General features: G+C 74.1%; 18 protein-coding genes. 4 read left to right on the top strand and 14 right to left on the bottom strand.

Going from position 1 to position 20,138, the window contains the following annotated elements; all coding sequences use genetic code 11:
- Nucleotides 1-32: 32 nt before the first annotated feature.
- On the top strand, nt 33-1,022 hold the full coding sequence (locus tag AB0883_RS23270) for an NAD(P)/FAD-dependent oxidoreductase (RefSeq protein ID WP_366643312.1): 990 nt from the start codon (nt 33-35) through the stop codon (nt 1,020-1,022).
- Nucleotides 1,023-1,207: 185 nt separating this feature from the next.
- Here the strand turns inward: AB0883_RS23270 and AB0883_RS23265 are convergent, their stop codons facing one another.
- The gene (locus AB0883_RS23265) at nt 1,208-1,528 is read right to left on the bottom strand and encodes a MazG-like family protein (protein ID WP_366643311.1); all 321 of its coding nucleotides are present in this window, start codon (nt 1,526-1,528) and stop codon (nt 1,208-1,210) included.
- Nucleotides 1,529-1,640: 112 nt separating this feature from the next.
- Between AB0883_RS23265 and gdhA the strand changes: the two genes are divergently transcribed.
- On the top strand, nt 1,641-2,978 hold the full coding sequence (gene gdhA, locus AB0883_RS23260) for an NADP-specific glutamate dehydrogenase (protein ID WP_366643310.1): 1,338 nt from the start codon (nt 1,641-1,643) through the stop codon (nt 2,976-2,978).
- Nucleotides 2,979-3,002: 24 nt separating this feature from the next.
- Here gdhA and AB0883_RS23255 read toward each other — a convergent pair whose 3' ends face one another.
- From AB0883_RS23255 to AB0883_RS23235, 5 genes are all read right to left on the bottom strand, one after another.
- Nucleotides 3,003-4,817: a substrate-binding and VWA domain-containing protein gene (locus AB0883_RS23255; RefSeq protein ID WP_366643309.1), complete on the bottom strand. Its 1,815-nt coding sequence runs from the start codon at nt 4,815-4,817 to the stop codon at nt 3,003-3,005.
- A gap of 91 nt (nt 4,818-4,908) precedes the next feature.
- Entirely contained in the window at nt 4,909-6,234 is a 1,326-nt protein-coding gene (locus AB0883_RS23250; RefSeq protein WP_366643307.1) for a protein kinase, read from the bottom strand.
- A gap of 232 nt (nt 6,235-6,466) precedes the next feature.
- Complete coding sequence (locus AB0883_RS23245; RefSeq protein ID WP_366643306.1) at nt 6,467-7,108, bottom strand: hypothetical protein; 642 nt, start codon at nt 7,106-7,108, stop codon at nt 6,467-6,469.
- 13 nt (nt 7,109-7,121) lie between these two features.
- Nucleotides 7,122-8,900, bottom strand: a complete 1,779-nt coding sequence (locus AB0883_RS23240; RefSeq protein WP_366643305.1) for a DUF4012 domain-containing protein — start codon at nt 8,898-8,900, stop codon at nt 7,122-7,124.
- A gap of 121 nt (nt 8,901-9,021) precedes the next feature.
- A complete protein-coding gene (locus tag AB0883_RS23235) occupies nt 9,022-10,245 on the bottom strand; it encodes a glycosyltransferase family 4 protein (protein ID WP_366643303.1) in 1,224 nt (407 codons plus the stop codon).
- Between the two features lie 162 nt (nt 10,246-10,407).
- Here AB0883_RS23235 and AB0883_RS23230 point away from each other — a divergent pair, with 162 nt between their 5' ends.
- On the top strand, nt 10,408-10,962 hold the full coding sequence (locus tag AB0883_RS23230; protein WP_366643301.1) for a low molecular weight phosphatase family protein: 555 nt from the start codon (nt 10,408-10,410) through the stop codon (nt 10,960-10,962).
- Here AB0883_RS23230 and AB0883_RS23225 read toward each other — a convergent pair.
- Nucleotides 10,943-12,403, bottom strand: a complete 1,461-nt coding sequence (locus AB0883_RS23225) for a polysaccharide biosynthesis tyrosine autokinase (protein ID WP_366643300.1) — start codon at nt 12,401-12,403, stop codon at nt 10,943-10,945. The genes AB0883_RS23230 and AB0883_RS23225 overlap by 20 nt on opposite strands.
- A 330-nt stretch (nt 12,404-12,733) precedes the next feature.
- Here AB0883_RS23225 and nhaA point away from each other — a divergent pair, with 330 nt between their 5' ends.
- On the top strand, nt 12,734-14,056 hold the full coding sequence (gene nhaA / locus AB0883_RS23220; RefSeq protein ID WP_366643299.1) for a Na+/H+ antiporter NhaA: 1,323 nt from the start codon (nt 12,734-12,736) through the stop codon (nt 14,054-14,056).
- Nucleotides 14,057-14,126: 70 nt separating this feature from the next.
- Here nhaA and AB0883_RS23215 read toward each other — a convergent pair whose 3' ends face one another.
- The 7 genes from AB0883_RS23215 to egtA form a co-directional block, all read right to left on the bottom strand.
- Nucleotides 14,127-14,417 (bottom strand): hypothetical protein, encoded by a 291-nt coding sequence (locus AB0883_RS23215; RefSeq protein ID WP_366643297.1) that lies wholly within the window; start codon nt 14,415-14,417, stop codon nt 14,127-14,129.
- Nucleotides 14,414-14,776 carry a DUF1622 domain-containing protein gene (locus tag AB0883_RS23210; protein WP_366643296.1) on the bottom strand — a complete coding sequence of 121 codons (363 nt, stop codon included), beginning with the start codon at nt 14,774-14,776 and terminating at the stop codon, nt 14,414-14,416. The genes AB0883_RS23215 and AB0883_RS23210 overlap by 4 nt, the downstream gene beginning before the upstream one ends.
- 38 nt (nt 14,777-14,814) lie before the next feature.
- Nucleotides 14,815-15,402 (bottom strand): TMEM165/GDT1 family protein, encoded by a 588-nt coding sequence (locus tag AB0883_RS23205; RefSeq protein WP_366643295.1) that lies wholly within the window; start codon nt 15,400-15,402, stop codon nt 14,815-14,817.
- A 261-nt stretch (nt 15,403-15,663) separates the two neighbouring features.
- The gene (egtD, locus tag AB0883_RS23200) at nt 15,664-16,629 is read right to left on the bottom strand and encodes an L-histidine N(alpha)-methyltransferase (RefSeq protein ID WP_366643294.1); all 966 of its coding nucleotides are present in this window, start codon (nt 16,627-16,629) and stop codon (nt 15,664-15,666) included.
- Between the two features lie 45 nt (nt 16,630-16,674).
- Entirely contained in the window at nt 16,675-17,421 is a 747-nt protein-coding gene (gene egtC, locus AB0883_RS23195) for an ergothioneine biosynthesis protein EgtC (protein ID WP_366643293.1), read from the bottom strand.
- 145 nt (nt 17,422-17,566) lie between these two features.
- Nucleotides 17,567-18,904 (bottom strand): ergothioneine biosynthesis protein EgtB, encoded by a 1,338-nt coding sequence (gene egtB, locus AB0883_RS23190; protein WP_366643292.1) that lies wholly within the window; start codon nt 18,902-18,904, stop codon nt 17,567-17,569.
- Entirely contained in the window at nt 18,901-20,133 is a 1,233-nt protein-coding gene (egtA, locus tag AB0883_RS23185; protein ID WP_366643291.1) for an ergothioneine biosynthesis glutamate--cysteine ligase EgtA, read from the bottom strand. Before egtA ends, egtB begins: the two co-directional genes overlap by 4 nt.
- Nucleotides 20,134-20,138: the final 5 nt, after the last annotated feature.

The raw sequence follows: 20,138 nt of genomic DNA, 5'->3' as shown, positions 1-20,138 counted from the left end.
CGACCGCATCGTGGTCGCGGGAGGTGGTCATGGTGACCGATCGGTTGGACGGTAGCTACGACGTGGTGGTGATCGGAGGTGGCGCCGCGGGGTTGAGCGGGGCGCTGACGCTGGCCCGGGTACGGCGGTCGGTGGTGGTCCTCGACGCGGGCGCTCCGCGCAACGCCCCGGCCGAGGGCGTGCACGGGCTGCTGGCCCGCGAGGGGATCCGGCCGGCCGAGCTGCTGGACCGCGGCCGGGCGGAGGTCCGTGGTTACGGCGGCCGGGTGGTGACCGGCGAGGTCGGCACCGTGGCTCGCGACGACGGCGGCTTCACGGTGACGCTGGCCGACGGCCGGACGGTCCGTGCGCGCCGGCTGCTGGTGGCCACCGGGCTGGTGGACGAGCTGCCGGACGTCCCGGGCCTGCGGGAGCGGTGGGGCAGGGACGTCCTGCACTGCCCGTACTGCCACGGCTGGGAGGTCCGCGACCGGGCCATCGGCGTGCTGGCCAGCGGGCCGCTGTCGGTACACCAGGCGCTGCTGTTCCGGCAGCTGAGCGCCGACGTGACGTACTTCCGGCACACCGCGCCGCCGCTCGCCGACGAGCAGGCGGATCAGCTGGCGGCCCGCGGCATCGGGGTGGTGGACGGCGAGGTGGCCGCCCTGGAGATCGTCGACGACCGCCTCGTTGGGGTACGGCTGGGCGACGGCACGCTCGTGCGCCGCGAGGCGCTGGCCGTCTCGTCGCGGATGATGGCGCGCGCCGGTTTCCTCGCGGCGCTCGGGCTGCGGCCGGCGGAACACCCGGCGGGGATCGGCGAGCACGTCCCCTCCGACGCGACGGGCCGCACCGACGTGCCCGGGGTGTGGGTCGCCGGCAACGTCACCGATCCGGCGGCCCAGGTCGGTGCCGCCGCGGCGGCCGGAGTGTTCGCGGCGGCCCAGATCAACGCCGATCTGGTCGCCGAGGAGACCCGGCGGGCCGTCGCCGCCCGCCGCGACCCGCTCTCCGGGAGGTCGGAGGCGGCCCTCTGCGAGTAGGTGGTGGGCGACCGTCGCCACGGCCTGTGACGTCGCGGCAGGCGCCGGCTGGGCCGCCACGCCGGAAGCACGGCGGCCCAGCCGGGACCACGGCGGCCCAGCCGGAAGCACGGCGGCCCAGCCGGGACCACGGCGGCCCAGGTAGGAGGCGGGGAGCGCGGTGGCCCAGCCCGGAGCGCGGCGGTTCAGGCGGGAGGCGGCCCGACGCGGGCGCGGGCCTTCCTGGCGCACGCATCGAGCACGAGACGGGAGTCCGACCCGAGGCTCTCGATGGCGACCAGCGCGGTGAACGCCACGTCCGCCAGTTCCGCCGCCACGTCCTCGCGGCTGTGGGTGACACCCTTGCGCGGGTTCTGACCGAGCAGACCGATCCAGGCGCTCGCCGCCTCCCCCGCCTCCTCGGTCAGTTTGAGGATCCGGCAGGTCATTTCGGTCTGCCCGGTGCCGTTGGCGGCGTCCAACCAGCCGCGCAAGGCCCGGATTGCGTCCCAGATCGACTCGTCCACGCGACCAGTGAACCGGACGGAGGTCACGGTCCGTATCGCGGGACGGTTGGCGGGTAACCGGGTCCGGGTGGTAGCAACAGGGGCTACCAGCGCGAGCGAAGGGACGTGTCGTATGCCGGAGACCGTGGAGACGGTGTTCACCAGCGTGGTCGCCCGCAATCCGGGCGAGCCGGAATTCCACCAAGCGGTACGCGAGGTGCTGGAGAGCATCGGCCCGGCGCTGGCCCGACACCCCGAGTACGCCGAGGCGCGGATCATCGAGCGGATCTGCGAGCCGGAGCGGCAGGTCATCTTCCGGGTGCCGTGGGAGGACGACCGGGGCCGGATCCAGGTCAACCGGGGCTTCCGGGTGGAGTTCAACAGCGCCCTCGGCCCGTACAAGGGCGGGCTGCGGTTCCACCCGTCGGTCTACCTCGGGATCGTGAAGTTCCTCGGCTTCGAGCAGATCTTCAAGAACGCATTGACCGGGCTGTCGATCGGTGGCGGCAAGGGCGGCGCGGACTTCGATCCGAAGGGGCGCTCGGACCGGGAGGTGATGCGGTTCTGCCAGAGCTTCATGACCGAGCTGTACCGGCACATCGGCGCGGAGACCGACGTGCCGGCCGGGGACATCGGCGTGGGTGGCCGGGAGATCGGCTACCTGTTCGGCCAGTACAAGCGGATCACCAACCGGTACGAGTCCGGGGTGCTCACCGGCAAGGGCCTGGCGTACGGGGGCGCGCAGGTGCGCCGGGAGGCGACCGGCTACGGGGCGGTCTTCTTCGCCGACGAGATGCTCAGGCAGGTCGGGGACAGCCTGGACGGCAAGCGGGTCGTGGTCTCCGGGTCCGGCAACGTGGCGATCTACGCGATCGAGAAGGTGCACCAGCTCGGCGGGAAGGTGGTCGCCTGCTCCGACTCGTCCGGCTACGTCCTGGACGACAAGGGCATCGACCTGGAGCTGCTGCGGGAGCTGAAGGAACAGCGCCGGGCCCGCCTCGACGACTACGCCCGGCACGTGCCGCACGCGGTGGCGGTCGCCGGCCGTACCGTCTGGGAGGTGCCCTGCGAGCTGGCGCTGCCGTGCGCGACGCAGAACGAGATCGGCGGCGCGGAGGCCGCGGCGCTCGTGGCCGGCGGCTGCGTCGCGGTGGTGGAGGGCGCGAACATGCCCACCACGCCGGAGGCGGTCCGCATCCTCGGCCGGGCCGGGGTGCGCTTCGCGCCGGGCAAGGCGGCCAACGCCGGCGGGGTGGCGGTGAGCGCGCTGGAGATGCAGCAGAACGCCAGCCGGGACTCGTGGACGTTCGCCGAGTCGGAGCAGCGGCTGCGCGGGATCATGCGGAACATCCACGACCGCTGCTGGAGCACCGCCGAGGAGTACGGGCTGCCCGGCGACTACGTGGCCGGGGCCAACATCGACGGCTTCCGCCGGGTGGCGGAGGCGATGCTGGCCCACGGCCTGATCTGACCGGCCGGCCTCTCCGGCGCCGGCTCAGAAGCTGCTGACCAGCTTCACGAACGCCTCATCGATCATGGCGGGGTCGGTGGCGTCGAACGCCTTGCCCGATGACGCCTTGGCGATCCGGTCGAGCGTGTCGAACTGCGAGTCCTTGTCGAAGGCGATGCAGAAGATCTTGACCGGACGCCGCGGGTCCAGGGCCACGTCGGCGAGCAGCCGGTTCAGGTCGTTGTCACGGGCGTACTCGTTCTTGCCGTCGGTCAGCACGACGACGGCGTTGATCCGGTCCGGGTCGTACCGGTCGAGCAGCTGCCGGTGGGCGGCCCGGACCGTCGCGTAGAGGGCGGTGTCGCCCTCGACATGCAGGCCGGCGATCCGGTCGTTGATCCGCTTGTGGTCGAAGTCGCCGAGCCGGACCTCCTCCCGGTACGGGCCTTCGGGCCGCTTCTTGGTCTCCGAGGAGAACGACCAGAGCCCGACCCGGTCCTCGGAGTTGAGCAGCGCGAGCCCCTTGGCCGCCGCCGCCGAGGCGACCTGGAAGCGGGTGCTGTTCCCGACCCGTTTCTCCATCGACCCGGAGGTGTCCAGCGCGATCAGGATGTTGGCCTTCTTGCGCAGCGTGCCCCAGCCGTCCAGCATCGCCTCGACCACCTCCGGGTTCGGCGGATCGAAGTAGGACAGCCCGCCGTCGGGCTCGGTGCCGACGCTGGCGAGCAGCTCCGCCGAGGCCCGCCGCTGGTGGTCGCGGAAGCCGAGGCGGGCGAAGCTCTTCTGCTGGTCGTCCTCGGTCAGGAACTTCAGGAAGTCGTCCGCCGCCGCGCGCTGCCGTTCGTCGGCGGAGGGGAGCACCACGAACGGGTGGTCCAGGTTGAAGGTGCCCTCCTTCGGGTGTACGGCCACCAGCGGGACCTTCGGCCGGGGGCCCCGCTCCTGGCCCTCCTGCCGCGGGCTCAGCCCGCCCTCGTTGTAGAGGTGGACCAGCTCCTCCTGCATGACGATGGCGCTCATGTCGCCCGTGCCGGCGCCCGTACCGGACAGGTCGGCCTCGGCGAGGTCGCGGAGCAGCTCCACCGAGTCGTCGCTGTAGTGCGACACGTTGGCCTCGATCTGCCGGACGAACCGGGTCACCGTCGGGTCCGACAGGTCCGACTTGGTCAGGTCGCTGGAGCGCTTCGCGGCGGCGTAGTAGGTGGCGATGGTCGCCGCCAGACCCGAGGTGGAGAGGTTCGGGTTGTCCTTGCCGAAGGTGAAGCGGCCCCACTCCGGCTTGCCGAAGCCCGCCCAGCCCTGCCGCCCGGAGAGGCCGAGGATCTCCCCCCAGCCCAGCGGCCCGCGCCCGCGTACCAGCTCGCCCTTCGGCTGCGGCATCGCGATGACCAGCGGGCTGTTGGCGATCGACGGGTACCGGTCCGGCGTCTGCGGCGGCCGCCCGGCGGCCTCGTCGAGCAGCCGGAGCTGGCCGGTCCACAGGCTCGACGTCGGCAACCAGACCTGCGGCTGCGGCAGGTTGGTGCCGCTCCAGCCGACGGCGAGCGCCTCGGTGGCCTTGCCCGAGTTCAGGGCGCTGACGTGCACCTGGGCGCAGCCGCCGCCGTCGAGCGTCCGGTCGCTGTCGTTGTACCGCGCGGCCAACTCGACCAGCAGCGCCGCCTTCTCGGTCGAGGAGTTGACGTCCAGGCGGACGGCGCAGTCGGCGCGGGACCGGTCGCTGCCGGCGTCCCGCTGCCGCACGAGCACGAACGCCCCGCCGATGACCAGCAGCCCGGCGGTGACGGCCGCGGTGTACGGCAACCACTGTCGTGCACGCGACGGGGCTGGGGCCATGGTGACGTCCTCCTCGGCGGTCAACTGGTGGAAGTCAACCTATCGGTGCGGTGCCACCGGCGGTGTCCGACCCGGCGTCCGGGACGCCCACCCCCGCCCACCTGCGCACCCTCGGTCAGGGGCGGTCGGAGCGGCCACCGAGGGCCGTCGCGACCAGCAGCCGCACCGCGTAGACCACGACGAAGGTGGTCGCCCCGGCGGCCGCGGCCCCGTCCACGGCGCTCGACGCGACGTAGCCGGCTGCGGCGCCGACCGAGCCGAGGAAGATCGCGGTCGAGATGCCCCAGGCGTCGGTCGACTCCCGGCGCAGCCGCCGCCCCCAGCCGCCTTCCGCCTGGTCGGCGGGCACGGTAGCCGCGGACGGGCTCTGCTGATGTCGCACCGGTTCCGGCCGGGCCGTCGGTGCCGTACCGACTCGGGTCGGCGCCGTCGGTTCCGGCCGGGCCGTCGATGCCGTACCGACTCGGGTCGGCGCCGTCGGTTCCGGCCGGGCCGTCGGCGGATCCGATGCGGTACGGGGCAACGGCAGCGGCTGGTTCGGCGTCGGCGCCCCGGCGGTCTCGTTGCCCAGTTGGAGCACGGTCTCCCGGCGCAGCGGGCCCGCGTCCCGGACGTCCTGCCCGAGCAGCCGCATCAGCACCTGCTCGGCCTCCGGCCGCTCCGCCGGGTCCTTGGCCAGGCACTGCCGGATCAGCTCGTCGAGGCCCGGTGGCAGCGCGGGCAGGTCGGGCGGCTCGTTGAGCACCCGGTGCATCACCGCGAAGAGCGAGTCGTTGCCGAACGGTGGCCGGCCCCCGGCGGCGAAGGCGATGGTGCCGGCCCAGGCGAAGACGTCGCAGGGCGGCCCGACCGAGTCGTTGCGGAACCGCTCCGGGGCCATGTACGCGGTGGTCCCCATCACCCGGCTGGTCACGGTCTCGGTGACGCCCAGGGCGCGGGCGATGCCGAAGTCGATCACCCGGGGGCCGTCCCGGCCGAGCACCACGTTGTCGGGCTTCAGGTCGCAGTGCACGATGTCGGAGCGGTGGATCGCGGCGACCGCGGTGGCGGTACCGACGGCGAGCCGGTGCAGCGCGTTGCCGGCGACCGGGCCCTGCTCGCGGACGTGCCGGTAGAGGGTCGGGCCCTCGATGAACTCGCTGACCACGTAGGGTCGTTCGCCGTCGACCTCGGCGAAGAGGACCTGCGCGGTGCAGAACGGCACGACGCGGCGCGCCGCGGCGATCTCCTTCATGAACTGCGACCGCGCCCGCAGATCACTCAGGTCGATGTTGATCATCTTGACCGCCACCCGGTGGCCCTGGTCGTCCTCGCCGAGGTAGACCACTCCCTGGCCGCCCGCACCCAGCCGACCCACCAGCCGGTAGGGGCCGGCGGTCACCGGATCGTGCGTCCACAGTGGCACCAGCCCCGGCACCGGCGCGCCGGCCAGTCCTGTCATCCCGACTCCATCGATGTCGTGTCCCCGGCCACCCGGCGGCGGAGGACACGGTCATGGTGCCATGTCCCCGCCTGACGGCCGAGGGCCGGCCGACCTCGCCGGGGCGGGCCGCGGCGAATCGGACGGGCCGGCGCGGCGGGGTGGCACGGGACGAGCTGGCGCCCGTCGGATGTCTCCGACGGGCGCCAGCCGTTTCGCGGTGTCCGGGCACTGCCCGGAGGGAGCTTCACCGTCAGCGCGCGGCTCCCATGCCGAAGCGGTGGCGCTTGCGCCACACCAGCGACAACAGCAGGAGCACCGCGCCGGCGCCGACGAGGCCGCCGCCGAACTTCATCGGGGTGCTCAGGCTGTCGCCCGTGACGGGCAGCGGCGGCGCGTGCTTCTTGAGCACGGTCAGCGTCGCGGTCGCCACCCGGTGGAAGGTCTGACCTTCGGCCCGGAAGGTGTACGTGCCGTGGTGACGCGGCGTGTAGGTGGTGCGGAAGTTGCCGAGAGCGTCCGCCGTGACCGTCAGGGTCCTGGGGCTCGGCTGAGGCGCCCGCTGGAACGAGACCGGCGCCATGGCGACCAGCTCGCCGTTGCTGCGGCGCGCCTGGTCGGCGCCCGGCACGGCGGCGGCGAGCGGCGACGTGCTGACGGTGATGATCACCGTCTCGCCCGGCGCCCAGCCGCTGCCGATCAGGGTGGCGGTCTGGCCGACCACGACGGTCGGCGGGCTGACCGCGAGCGTCGGGGTGCCGCCCGGCGGGTAGACCGGGGGCTGTGGCGTTCCGGTGCCGGGCGCCGGCTGCGGCTGCGCCGCCCCCGCTGCGGTCGGCGCGGCCAGCACGGCCATACCGACCGTGAGCGCCATGATGATGCGGGATAGCCGCATGATTGGTTCCCTCCTACTGATCACAGCTTGGTGCGGAAACAACTTGGGTGGTCCATGGGGTGGCGGTGGGGGTCAGCCACAGCTCGGCGGTGCCGACGCCGGTGGTCGCCGTCAGGACGGTGACCTCCAACGTGCGGGAGTCCCCCGGGCCGACCTCGACGTTGGCGGTGCTCACCTGGCGGCGCCGTTCGGTGCCGCTGCCCACCGCCGTCTCGACGCCGTCCAGACGGGCGGCGAGCACCGCCCCGCCGGCCGGGCTGTGCACCGACACCAACGTGCGGACGGTGTACGGGTCACCGGCCAGACCGAGGCCGAGGACCGACTCACTGAGACCCGACTTCGGCGCCGACGAACGCAGGGTGACCCGGAGTCGGAGCTCCCGGCGGCCGTCGGGCCGGCAGTCGCCGACCGCCAGGGTCGCCGAGGGCCGGAGGTAGTAGCCGAGCTTCGCGCCGCTGCCGTCGTTGAGGAACACGCCGACCGTCGGCACGGTGTCCTTCTCCGGAAGCGCCCCGGCCATCCGGCTGTCGCCGATTTTCCGTTGCTCTTCGTGTCGGGCACTCCAGAACAATATCCGGCGTTCAGTGACAGCACGGTCAAATGAGGACAATAGCGCCTTCGGGTCTACTTTCTTCGTGACCAGGGCCTCGAACACGGCGGCGGCGGAGGCGGCGTAGAAGGCGTCCTGTTTCTCGTTGTCCATCCGCTGGTAGCTGTCGCTGAGCATCGTCTGCACGACCTTCTCGGCGGCCAGCGGGACACCGCCGGGCACCATCACCGGGCCGGTGGCCTTGAGCAGGTACGACAGCACCACAGGGTCGACGGCGAGCACGCCGTCCACGGTGGTGCCCGTACGCCGCCGGAACATCTCCCGGTAGAGGGCGGCGGCGGTCGGGAAGTGCGGGGTGAGGTTGACGTCGGCCGGATAGATCCCGGGCAGGTCGGCCCAGAGGCCGCGCACCTCTGCCGGCACCTTCAGCGGCGGCTCGAAGCGGCCCAGCGCGCTGCTGGTGCCCTGCCGCCCCATCCGGACCCGACCGTCGGCCGCGTGGATGACGGCGTACGCGCCGATCATGCCGCCGGTCGCGCGCAGCTCGGCGGGGTTCTGGGAGACCACCAGGTAGGTACGGGGGCCGTCGGCACCCAGCAGGGGCGGGAGCAGTCGGGTGGCCTGGTCCGCGGTGGCGGTCAGGCCGGCCAGCCGGTCGATCTCGCCCCGCAGGTCGCCGAGCGCCTGCCGGACCTGACCGACCAGACCGTCGGTGGGCACCGTCGCGAGGCTGTCCCGGGCGCCCTGCACCGTGGCGTTGACGCTGGCCAGCTCGGCCGACAGGGTCCGCAGCCGGCCCACGTCCAGCCGCCCGCCCGCCGGCACCAGGCTGGTCAGGTCGGCGCGCAGCAACGGCGGGAACGCCTGCCGGGCCAGGTCGTCGATGGCCACCGAGATCTGCCGGACGGCGGCCAGGTTGTCCCCCGCGTACGGGGTGTGCCGACCGAGCCACCAGCCGGGGTCACCGGTCGCCGCCCGGGCGCTGCCGGACTGCTCCTGGAGCGCCGCGAGGGTGCGCTGCGCCCTGGCGGTGTCGCCCCCGACCACCTGGGCGCTCAGCTCCCGCGCCAGGCCGGCGGCGTTCAGCAGGTGGGCGCGGGCCTGCCAACCCCGGAAGCCCACCCAGCCACCCGTCAGCAGCAGCAGTGAACCCACCACGAGGGCGGCGAGCAGGGCCCGGCGCAGCTGCCGCCGCCGGCGGGAACGGCCCCGCCGTCGACGCGGTCTCGCGCTCTCCGTCACACCACACGTCCTTTCTGGGGAACGGAGCAGCGGACCCCGTTCCGCTGCCGTTCCCCACTGCTAACGATCGTTTTCATCTAGAGATGACGCACTTGACCGGTATGCGAGCCCCGCTCGCCGTTCACCGGGCGCCGAGGCGCCCGGCGGCCGCCTCGTACAGCAGCCGTTCGATCCGGTCCACGCCCGCCGACATCGACATCTCCCGCAGGTACGCCTCCCGGCCGCGCCGCCCCATGTCGGCCCGGGCGGGCGGTGGGATCGTGGCGGCCAGCCAGAACCGGTCGGCCAGGCTCGCCCAGTCCCCCGGCGGGCAGGAGAGCCCCGCCCGGGCCCGCTCCACCAGCTCGGCGGTGTCGCCGCCGGCGGAGGCCACCACGGGCGCGGCGCAGGAGAACGCCGCCTGGAGCTTCGCCGGCAGGGTGCTGCGCAGCTCGGGCAGGTCCCGCAGCATGACGAGCTGGTAGTCGGCGGCGGCGTACAGGTCCGGCATGTCCGGCGGAGAGCGCCGCTCGACGAAGCGCACGTTCTCGGCGCGCAGGTCGGCGGCGAGCCCCCGCACCCGCCGCTCGTCCGCGCCCGAGCCCACCAGGACGAGGTCGACCGTGTGGTCCAGCGCCGCCGCCGCCCGCACCGCGGTCTCCAGACCCTGCCGGGCACCGATGGTGCCGGCGTGCATCACCACGCAGCGCTCGTCGCGCCTGACCAGCCGGTGGGCCGCACGACTGGGCCGGGCGGGATGGAAGATCCGCTCGTCGGTCCAGTTGAGCACCACCCGCACCCGGGTCGGGTCCGCGCCCGCCGCGACGACCCGGTCGCGCAGCGACGGCGCGGCGACCGCGATCCCGTCGGCGGCCCGGTAGACACGCGCCATGGCGGCGGCGATCCGCCCGGCCCACCGCCCGTTCTCGGCGCCGACCGGCTCGTCCTCCGCCCAGACGTCCTGCACGTGCACGACGGTCGGCACCCGGCCCAGCAGGCGGAGCAGGCCCGCCGCGGCGAAGGCGTTCGCCGGCGGCAGGTGGACGTAGAGGGCGTCGACGTCGGCCAGGAACGACCGCCCGGTCACCGCCGCGCTGCCGGCGAACGACAGGTGACCGGCCACCCGGCCGCGGAGCGAGCCGTCGCCGGCGGAGTAGCGCGGAACCCGCCGGACGGTCAGCCGCTCGCTGCGGGTCTCGTGCCGCCAGCGCTGCCGCCAGCCCGGGTAGACGTGGCCGCCGGGATAGTCGGGGAAGCCGGTCAGCACCTTCACCTCGTGCCCCCGGACGGCGAGTTCCTCGGCGAGACTGCCCGGGATGAACGCCGGCTCGGGCGGGAAGTGGTACGACAGGATCCCGATCCTCACCGACCCGCCCCCGTCCGGTGAGGACTCCTCGGCGCGGCACCGTGACGTGGACGCGTCCGGCCCGCGTACGATGCCGACATCCCCTCCACGTCCGGCCGGTTCCGCCGGCCGGCGGCCGCCGCGGCGCCACCGCCCGCGACGGCACCGACGAGAGGGGTCCGCATGGTCGACCGGGTGTTGTTCGTCTGCCACGCCAACCTGTGCCGGTCACCGATGGCCGAGTACATCGCCCGTCGCCTGCTGGCCGGGCGCGCGGTGACGGTCGCCAGCGCCGGCACGGACGCCGTCGACGACCTGCCCATGCACCCGTACGCGGCGGACCTGGCGGCGGAGACCGGCGGGGACCCCACCGACTTCCGCAGCCGCCGGCTGCGCCGCGAGCACCTGATCGGGGCGACGCTGGTGCTGGCCGCGACGCGCCGCCAGCGCTCGGTGTGCACCGCCCTCGCGCCGGCCGCGCTGCACCGGACGTTCACCCTCCGCCAGTTCGGCCGGCTGGCCGCGGCCGCCGACCCGACGACGGACCCGGCCGACGCTCCCCTGCGGGCGGCGGTCGAGGCGGCCGCCCGCGCCCGGGGGCGGCTGCAACCCGCCACCCCCGACGCGGACGACCTGCGCGACCCGATCGGCGGCACCGCCGCCGACTTCCGACGCTGCGCGGAGGAGATCGAACGGTCGATGCGGCCCCTCGCGGCGCTCATCGCGACAGCCGGGTGAGTTCCTGCGTACGGTCGCTGACGACCCCGTCGATCCGCTCCGCGTGCCGGGCGGACGGAGCCGCGTCGGCCGGCACGTCCGGAGTCGCGGCGGCGGCGACCACCCGGTAGGCCTCGTACTGGTACGCCTCCGCCTTGGCCACCTTCGCCATGTTCAGCACGCAGCCGAGCAGCCGGACGGAGACCGAGTTCAGGGCGCGGGCGGCCTGCGCCACCTGGCTGCGCGAGGTGCGACCCTGCTGGGAGACCAGGAGCGCGCCGTCGGCCTGCACGGCCACCACCACGCCGTCGGTCACGGCCAGCAGCGGGGCGGTGTCGATGATGACGATGTCGGCGGACTCCCGCAGGGCGAGCAGCAGGTCCGCCATCGCCTTGGAGCCGAGCAGCTCGCTGGGGTTGGGCGGCGCCGAGCCGCTCGGGAGCACCAGCAGGGACTTGTCGCCCCAGCGCTGCACCACGTCACCGACCTGGACGTCGCCGACCAGGACGTCGGTGAGCCCGATGCCCGCGTCGAGCCCCAGGTAGTCGGCGACCTTCGGGCGGCGCAGGTCGGCGTCGACCAGCAGCACCCGCCAGCCGGCCTCGGCCAGCGCGATCGCCAGGTTGCAGGAGAGCGTGGTCTTGCCCTCGCCCTGGAGGGCACTGGTGACCGCGATGACGCGGGCGGGCTCGTGCACGTCGACGAAGCGCAGGTTGGTACGCAGCTTGCGGACCGCCTCGGCCCGGGCGGAGGTCGCCGCCGCGCCGACGATCAACGGCTCCGACCTCGCGGTGCTCTCGAAGGGGATCTCGCCGAGCAGCGGGCTGCCGGTGGTGCGCTGGAGGCCGGCGGCGTCGCGCAGGCGGACGTCGGCGACCCCGCGCAGGATCGCCAGGCCCACGCCGGCGAGCAGGCCGAGCAGCGTACCGACGGCGAAGTTGCGGACCGGCTGCGGCGAGACGGGCGTCGGGGTGACCCGGGGCCCGCTGACCACCTCGATCCTGATCGGGCCGGCCTTGCCGTCCGACGTCGTCTCCACCTTCTGCACCAGCTCGACGAACTTCGCGGAGAGCACTTCGGTGACCTTCAGGGCCCGGTTCTGGTCCGTGTCGGTCACCGACGCGCGCAGCAGCACGGTGCCGGTCTCGGTGGAGGTGCTGACCCGGCGCTGGACCTCCTCGGCGGTGAGCCCGACCGGAGCCTCGGCGACCACGCTCTGCGCCAGGCGGTCGCTGGTCAGCAACTCCGCGTACGACTTGACCCGCTGTTGGAGGAAGAGACCGCCCTGGTAGGCGTCGGTGACGCCCTGGCTGGGCGTGGTGACGAAGAAGGTCACCGAGGCGACGTAGCGGGGCTGCGCCCGGACGGTGACGAGGGCCGTGACGCCGAGCGCGACCATGACGGTGAGGAGCACGATCCACCAGTGCCGGCGCACGAGGCGGAGTTGGCGGTACAGGTCCATCAGGCGCGCCTCCGTACCAGGCCGGTAACGCCAAAGAACTTCACGAAAACCCCCAAGGTCGACTTAATCTCGTGAAACCATTAAAGCGACTCATACGCCTTATGTCCCGAGTTATCTGTTTTCACCCTTGACATTCGCCCCCGAGCCACCACGGGACAAACGGGCGGACGGGGTCCCGGGTGGCGGGAGAGACCGACCGGACGTGACGCGGCCGGCAATCGCCCGTCCCCACTCGCCGGTCACGGCAACGCTGGATAGGGTCGGTGACGGTGTGCCGGGAAGCCTGGTCGGCGACGACCCCTGCTGCCCGAGACAAGGTGGATCCCGCGCATGACCGACCGCGCCCCGCACGCCGACCGCCCCCGACCGCCCCGCCGGTTCTTCTCGCGTACGTCCTGGCCGGAGGCCCGGTTCCTGGCCGACGTGCTGCGGACCGAGACCGTCGGCGGCGGCCTCCTGCTGCTCGGCGCGGTGATCGCGCTGCTCTGGGCCAACTCGCCCTGGGCGTCCTCCTACGCCGCCCTCGGCGCGTGGGTGCCCTGGTCGGGCGGGGCGGCCCTGCACCTGGACCTGGACCTGGCCGCCTGGGCCGCCGACGGCCTCCTGGCGATCTTCTTCTTCGTCGTCGGGCTGGAACTCAAGCGCGAGTTCGTCGCGGGCGACCTGCGCGATCCGCGCCGGGCGGCGCTGCCCGTGGTCGCGGCGGTAGGCGGCATGGCGGCGCCCGCCCTGATCTACCTCGGGATCAACCTCGCCGCCGGCGGCGAAGGGCTGCGGGGGTGGGCCATCCCCACCGCGACGGACATCGCCTTCGCCCTCGCCGTGCTGGCCGTCATCGGCTCCCACCTGCCGCAGGGCCTACGCGCCTTCCTGCTGACCCTGGCGGTGGTCGACGACCTGCTCGCCATCACCATCATCGCGATCTTCTACACCGCCGACTTCAGCCCGCTGCCGCTGCTCGCCTCCCTGGCCCTCATCGGCCTCTTCGGCCTGCTCGTGCAGCGGCGTAGGACGTGGTGGTGGGCGCTGATCCCGTTGGCGGCCACCGCGTGGGTCCTCATGCACGCCTCCGGGGTGCACGCCACCGTGGCGGGCGTCCTGCTGGGCTTCACCGTGCCCGTCGTGCGGGGCAGGGCCGGCGACGCGCACGGGCTCGCCGCGCACCTGGAGCACCGCTGGCGCCCGGTCTCGGCCGGTTTCGCCGTGCCGATCTTCGCGTTCTTCGCGGCCGGAGTGTCGCTGCGGGGCGCCGACCTGGGGGCCGTCGTCACCGACCCGATCGTGATCGGCGTCGTCGCCGGCCTGGTACTCGGCAAGGCAGTCGGGATCTTCGGCTCGACGTTCCTGCTCGCCCGGTTCACCCGGGCGCAGCTCGACGAGGACATCACGTGGACGGACCTGCTCGGCGTGGCGCTGCTCGCCGGGATCGGGTTCACCGTCTCCCTGCTGATCGGCGAACTCGCGTTCGGCCCCGGCAGCACCGCCGACGCCAACGTCAAGGCGGCCGTGCTGACCGGCTCGGTCATCTCCGCGCTGCTCGCCACGGTCGTGCTGGTGCGGCGCAACGCCGCCTACCGGCGGATCGCGGCGGCGGAGCAGGTGGACGCCGACCGCGACGGCGTGCCGGACGTCTACCAGCGCGGGCAGGGCTGAGCCGGCCGGCGCGCCGAACGCCGTGGTCGTCGGGCCTGCCGTCGCTGCTGGTGGCGGGCCCCGGCGTCGATCATCCGGCCGCGTCCGGAGCCCGTGCCGGCGGGTTGCGGCCCCGCCCCGGCGGTCCGGCCGGCGCGCCGGCCGTGAGCGCGGCCCAGAGCAGCCGGCGCAGCAGGACGATCGCCGCCGCCGCGGCCAGGGCCGTCCAGCCCTGGCCGCCGGCCAGCCGCAGCAGCCCCGCGGCGGTCAGCAGGTCCAGCAGCACCCGCATCGCGCACCGCCAGGAGCCCGTGCCGAGCAGCACCGACAGCCCGGCCAGGGCGGCGAGGGCCGTGGTGGCGGTGACCAGGGCACGGATCACCCGGCGCGCTCCGACTCCCGGACCTGCTGCTGCTCCTGGCGGATCTCCCGACCCAGGAAGTAGTTCAGCGCGGTCCGGATCGCGGCGATGGCCGCCAGCTGGCCGATCTGGGCGAAGGTCGGCGAGACCGCCGTACGCAGGATGTCCGCCGCGAGCTGGAACTCCAGCCCGAGGGTGAGGAACCGCCCCAGGGAGAGCCGGATCGGGGTGAACACGGCGGCGCTGCGGCGCCGCAGTCCCTCGACCACGAACCGCAGCGCCGCCCACGCCGCCCCGACGAAGATCACCACCGCCCCGGCGACCTCCACCGCGGTGACCAGGGCCTGGTAGCCGTGGCGCAGGATCTCCTCGACGCCCATCCGCTGGCGTTACCCGGCCAGCCCGGCGGTAGTCGGCGTCAGGTGAGCTGCGTGACGGCCTCCAGGATCAGCCAGAGCCCGCAGATCGCGAAGAGCACCGCCGCGCCGTACTTGATGGTCTTCTCCGGCAGGCGCCGGCCGAGCATCCGCCCGACGACGATGGCGAGCGCGTCCGCCGCCACCATGCCGATCGTCGAGCCGAGCCAGGTGCCGAACCAGCCGTACTGGGTGGCGAGGGTGATGGTGGCGAGCATGGTCTTGTCGCCCAGCTCGGCCAGGAAGAACGCGACCGACACCGCGACGATGGCGGACTTGCTGGTCTTCTCGGCCTTGCGCTTCTCCTCCTCGGTGAGGGTGTCACCGCGCAGGGTCCAGGCCCCGAAGCCGAGGAACGCCACGCCCGCCACGAGCGAGATCCACTCCGTCGGCAGCGCGGCGCCGAGTCCGTAGCCGATCGCCACCGAGGCCAGGTGCACCACGGCGGTGGCGACGGTGATCCCGATCAGGACCGGCACGGTTTTGAAGCGCGTGGCGAAGGTGAGGGCCATCAGCTGGGACTTGTCCCCCAGCTCCGCGACGAAGATAACGCCGAAGCTGACCACCAGCGCGACGAGGAAACCTTCCATGACATCCTTCCGGATCAAGCCGGGAGGAGGTACGGGGGCGCCCTCGACCCGGCTGCAACAGCCTGGGTCGAAGGTCTCGCCCGCCTCGGATGACGAGGCCGCGTGGCCGGATGCGGAACGCACCAGTGTGTCGACCACGACATTGGGGGCTACTCCCCTTCGCGCCGCCCAGCGTAGCCGATCACCGGTCGGCCCGGCCCCGGCGGGTGAAGATGCTCACCCGCCGGCGACCGGCCCCGGTCGCCCGGCGCGGGCCACCGGTCACTCGGCGCGGGCCAGGGTGACGCCGAAGAGGCCGTCCGGATCGGTCCAGAAGGCGTGGGCGGCGAAGCGGGCCGAGCCCAGCTCGGCGGCGATCCCCTCGGGCCGGAACTTCGCCGACACCTCCGTGCGCAGCTCCTCGCCCTCGGCGAAGTCGACAGTCAGGTCGAGCACCCGTACGCGCATCGGCCGGCGCGCCCGCAGCCGCATCTCGATCCACTCGCGCTGCGGATCCCAGAGCGCGACGTGGGCGAACCCCGCCGGATCGAAGTCGGCGCCCAGCTCCCGGTTGACCACCCGCAGCACGTTGCGGTTGAACTCGGCGGTGATCCCGGCCGCGTCGTCGTACGCCGGCACGACCACCGCCGGGTCCTTGACCAGGTCGGTGCCGATCAGCAGCCAGTCCCCCGGCTCCAGCGCGGCCCGCATCGCGGCGAGGAACCGCGCCCGCTCGGCCGGCAGGAGGTTGCCGATCGTGCCGCCGAGGAAGATCACCAACCGGCGTCCGCCGGTCGGCAGGCGGTCCAGGTGGCGGGTGAAGTCCCCCACGATGCCGCGCACCCGCAGCCCGGGGTAGTCGGCGGCGATCTCGGCGGTGGACTGCCGCAACGCGCTGACCGACACGTCCAGCGGCACGAACGTGCCGAGCCCGCCCCGGCGGGTGAAGGCGTCCAGCAGCAGCCGGGTCTTCTCCGACGAACCCGAACCGAGCTCGATCAGCGTCTTCGCCCCGGTCAACTCGGCGATCGTGGCCGCCCGCTCGACCAGCACCGCGCGCTCGGCCCGGGTCGGGTAGTACTCCGGCAGGCGGGTGATCTCCTCGAACAGCTCGCTGCCGCGGGCGTCGTAGAACCACTTGGGGGGCAGCCACTTCTCCTCGGCCGTCAGGCCGGTGCGGACGTCCTCCCGCAGGCTGCGGCCCAGGTCCTGCTCCTCCAGGTGGATCTCCAGCGGCTCCGCGCTCATGTCATCCCCTTCGTCGTCGGGTGGAACGTCCCTGTCGGCCGGCGGTCAGACCTCGGCGAGGGCGCGGACGCGTACCCCCGTGGCGGTGGCCTCCACCAGTTGCCCCTCCGGCACCGCCTGCCAGCCGGGTTCGTCGTCGTGCGGCTCGGACGCCAGCAGCACCGAGGCCGGCGTCGCGCGGATCGACAGCGCGTGCCCGGCCACGCTGGCCACCACGGTGCGCCCGTCGGTGAGCAACAGGTTGAGCCGGGACCCGGGTGCGGCCCCGGCCGCCGCCGTCACGGTCTCGGCGATCGCGCGCGCCGGCTTCACGCCGGCCCGCAGCCGGTGCCGCACCAGCGCCCACAGCAGTGCCGAGTCGGTGGCCGCGTCGAGGGTGAGCAGGTCGCGTACCGGCAGGGTGGCGGCGAGCGGGACCATCGAGTCGGGCCAGCCCCGCACCACCCCGTTGTGGCTGAACAGCCACCGCCCCTCGGCGAACGGGGCGGCGGCCCCGTCGAGGACCGCCATGCCCACCGTGGCGGAGCGGACGGCGGCCAGCACCGCGCCGGCCGAGGTGACCTGCGCGAGCTGGGCGATGGTCGGGTCGCTCCAGATCGGCTGCGACCGCCGGTAGCGCACCGGCTCACCGTCGCCCGGGTACCAGCCGACGCCGAAGCCGTCGGCGTTGATCGTCCCGCCGCCACGCATGTCGCGGGGCGCCCAGGACTGCCGCACGAGGGAGTACGGCGGGTCGAACAGCAGCTCCCGCAGGGTGACCGGCGGCCCCAGGTAGGCCAGGTGGCGGCACATCAGGCGGCACCGCCCGGCCCGGCGGCGCGGTGGCCCGGCGGCCGGCCCCCGGCGCCGCCCGGTCCCGGGTCGGGGCCGTCCCGGTGTGGGCCCCGAATGAGGGAGCGCAGTCCGTGCGCGACCCGGCCGTCCGGTGGCCCCGTCCTCATGGCTGCGACTCCTCCGGCCGGGCGTCGCGCGCGCAGCGGAAGCCGCTGAAGATCTGCCGCCGGATCGGGAAGTCCCAGTTGCGGAAGGTGCCCCGGCAGGCGGCCCGGTCGGTGCCGAACGACCCGCCGCGCAGCACCCGGTGGTCGTCGCCGAAGAAGACCTCCGAGTATTCGCGGTAGGGGAACGCGGTGAAGCCGGGGTGCCCCCGGAACGGCGTGGAGGTCCACTCCCAGACGTCGCCGATGAGCTGGTGCACGCCCAGCGGCGAGGCGCCGGCCGGGTAGGCGCCCACCGGGGCGGGCCACAGGTGCCGCTGGCCCAGGTTGGCGTGCTCGGCGGTGGGATCGTCGTCGCCCCAGGGGTAGCGACGGGAGCGGCCGGTGACCGGATCCCAGCGGGCCGCCTTCTCCCACTCCGCCTCCGTCGGCAGCCGCCTGCCCGCCCAGGCGGCGTACGCCTGCGCCTCGTGGTAGCAGACGTGCACCACCGGCTCGTCGTCGCGCACCGGCGCCCACCGCCCGAACCGCCGGTAGACCCAGCCGTCGCCGTCGCGTCGCCAGTGCATCGGCGCGACCAGCTCCGCCTCCCGACGGTGTCGCCAGCCGGCCGGGCTCCACCAGCGCGGGTCCTCGTAGCCGCCGTCGGCGATGAACTCGCGGTACCGCCCGTTGGTCACCGGCGCCGCGTCGATGGCGTACGCCGGCAGGTGGACCCGGTGGGCGGGGCGCTCGTTGTCCAGGGCCCACGGGTCGGTGTCGGTGCCCATGGTGAACTCGCCGGCCGGCACCAGCACCTCGGCGTCGACCCGGGCCGTCGGTTCCGGCGGTGGCGGGGCGTGCAGCACCGCCGGGCCGGCACGCAGCTGGTGGGTGGCGAGCATCGTCTCGTCGTGCTGCTGCTCGTGCTGCACGATCATGCCGAAGGCGAAGCCGTCGGCGACCAGCGGCCGGTCGGTGAACGCGACGCGGTCCAGCAGGTCGAGCACCTTGTCCCGGACGGTGAGCAGGTAGGCGCGGGCCTCCTGCGGGGGCAGCAGCGGCAGCGTCGGGCGGTCCCGGCGGGGCTGCTTGAACGCGTCGTACAGGTCGTCGATGTCCCGCCGGACGGGTTCGCGCCCGCCCACGTCCCGGACCAACCAGAGTTCCTCCTGGTTGCCGACGTGGGCGAGGTCCCAGACGAGCGGGGACATCAGCGGCGAGTGCTGCCGCATCAGGTCGGCCTCGTCGACCGCCTCGGTCAGCAGGGCGGTGCGGGCGCGGGTGCGTTCCAGCTCCGCCGCGATCCGGCTGCGCAGCTGCTCCGGGCCCGCCCGGCGCGTGGTCGCTCCGGTCACCGGTGACTCCTCCCCGCGGCGTCCCGCCGCCGCCGTACGCCTCGGTCGATGTCGTCGTGCAGGGCCGCCGGCAGGTCGAGCCGGGGCAGGGCCGCGAGGGCCAGGTCGAACAGGTCCGCCGCCGCGGCGGCCAGCGCCGGGTCGCGCAGGCCGTGGCGGGCGGCGGCGTGCCAGCGGTGCGCCACCGGCCCGGCGACGGCGCGGGTCGCGCGGACCGTGCCGGGGTCGGCGAGCAGGACGGCCAGCACCGCGAGCGGGAGCACCCAGCCCCGGCCGGGCTGCGTGTCGAGGTAGCGCAGCTCCAGGTAGCCCCGGGGTCGCACCGGCGGAAAGAGGGTGCTCACGTGGTAGTCGAGGTCGTCGGTGGTGGGCGGCCGGGGCAGCGCCCCGTCGACCCAGTCGGCGAACGTGATCCCCGGCGGCGGCGTCCAGTCCGGGCCGTCGCCGCGGACGCAGAGCAGCGGCGCGGCGAGGACGTACCTGGTCCAGGCCGTGACCGGGTCGGCGTCGGTCTCCGGCGTCCACACCGGACGGGTGCGGGCCGGGTCGATGCCGTACCAGGCGGCCATCCGGGCGGACGCCCAGCCGGTGCTGCGCCCGGCGTGCCGGTCGGCGGTGGCGAACGCGGCCAGCAGGGGCGGCCCGAGCGCGTGCACCGCCGCCCAGCGTTCCGGCAGGTGCTCCGGCTCCCCGGCGTCCAGGCAGACCTGGAGGCCGGCGGTGCTGTACATCATCGTCCGGCCGGCCGGGCCGCGCCGGTCGAAGACGTGGCGCATGGCGCGGTAGCGGGGGCCTTCGACCACCGGGCGGGGCGGCCGGTGCGGGTCTATGCCGCTGCGTCCGAGGACCAGCCCGGCGGCGTCGAGCAGGCCGCTCAGCGCGGCGATGTCGCCGTCGGTGGCGTGGATGAGGGTGGCGAGCGAGGTGCGTGGCGCGGTGGAGATCTCCAACTGCCCGCCGGGCTCCACGGTCACGGCGCCACCGTGCGGGAGCGGCTCGGCGGGACTCGCGCTGTCGAGGCTGCGGGGGCTGTGCCGCCCCAGGGCCGCCCGGAGCCGCTCGCCATCGACCGGGCGGGCGGGGTCGGCGGCGTCGTGCACGGTCCATTCGAGTTCGACGCCGGTGCGGGTCGGCGGGCCGGTCTTGAAGCAGATGCGCGCGAGGTGGCCCTCGGCAGCGGCGGACTCCCGCAGGACGGTGGTCCGATCGAGCTCCGGCGACGTCACCACGGCAT

Origin of the sequence: Micromonospora sp. NPDC047812 (assembly GCF_040704175.1) — a bacterium.
Lineage (GTDB): Bacteria > Actinomycetota > Actinomycetes > Mycobacteriales > Micromonosporaceae > Micromonospora.
Note: the sequence above shows the minus strand (reverse complement) of the source record. Positions and strands in the feature narration are given on the sequence as shown.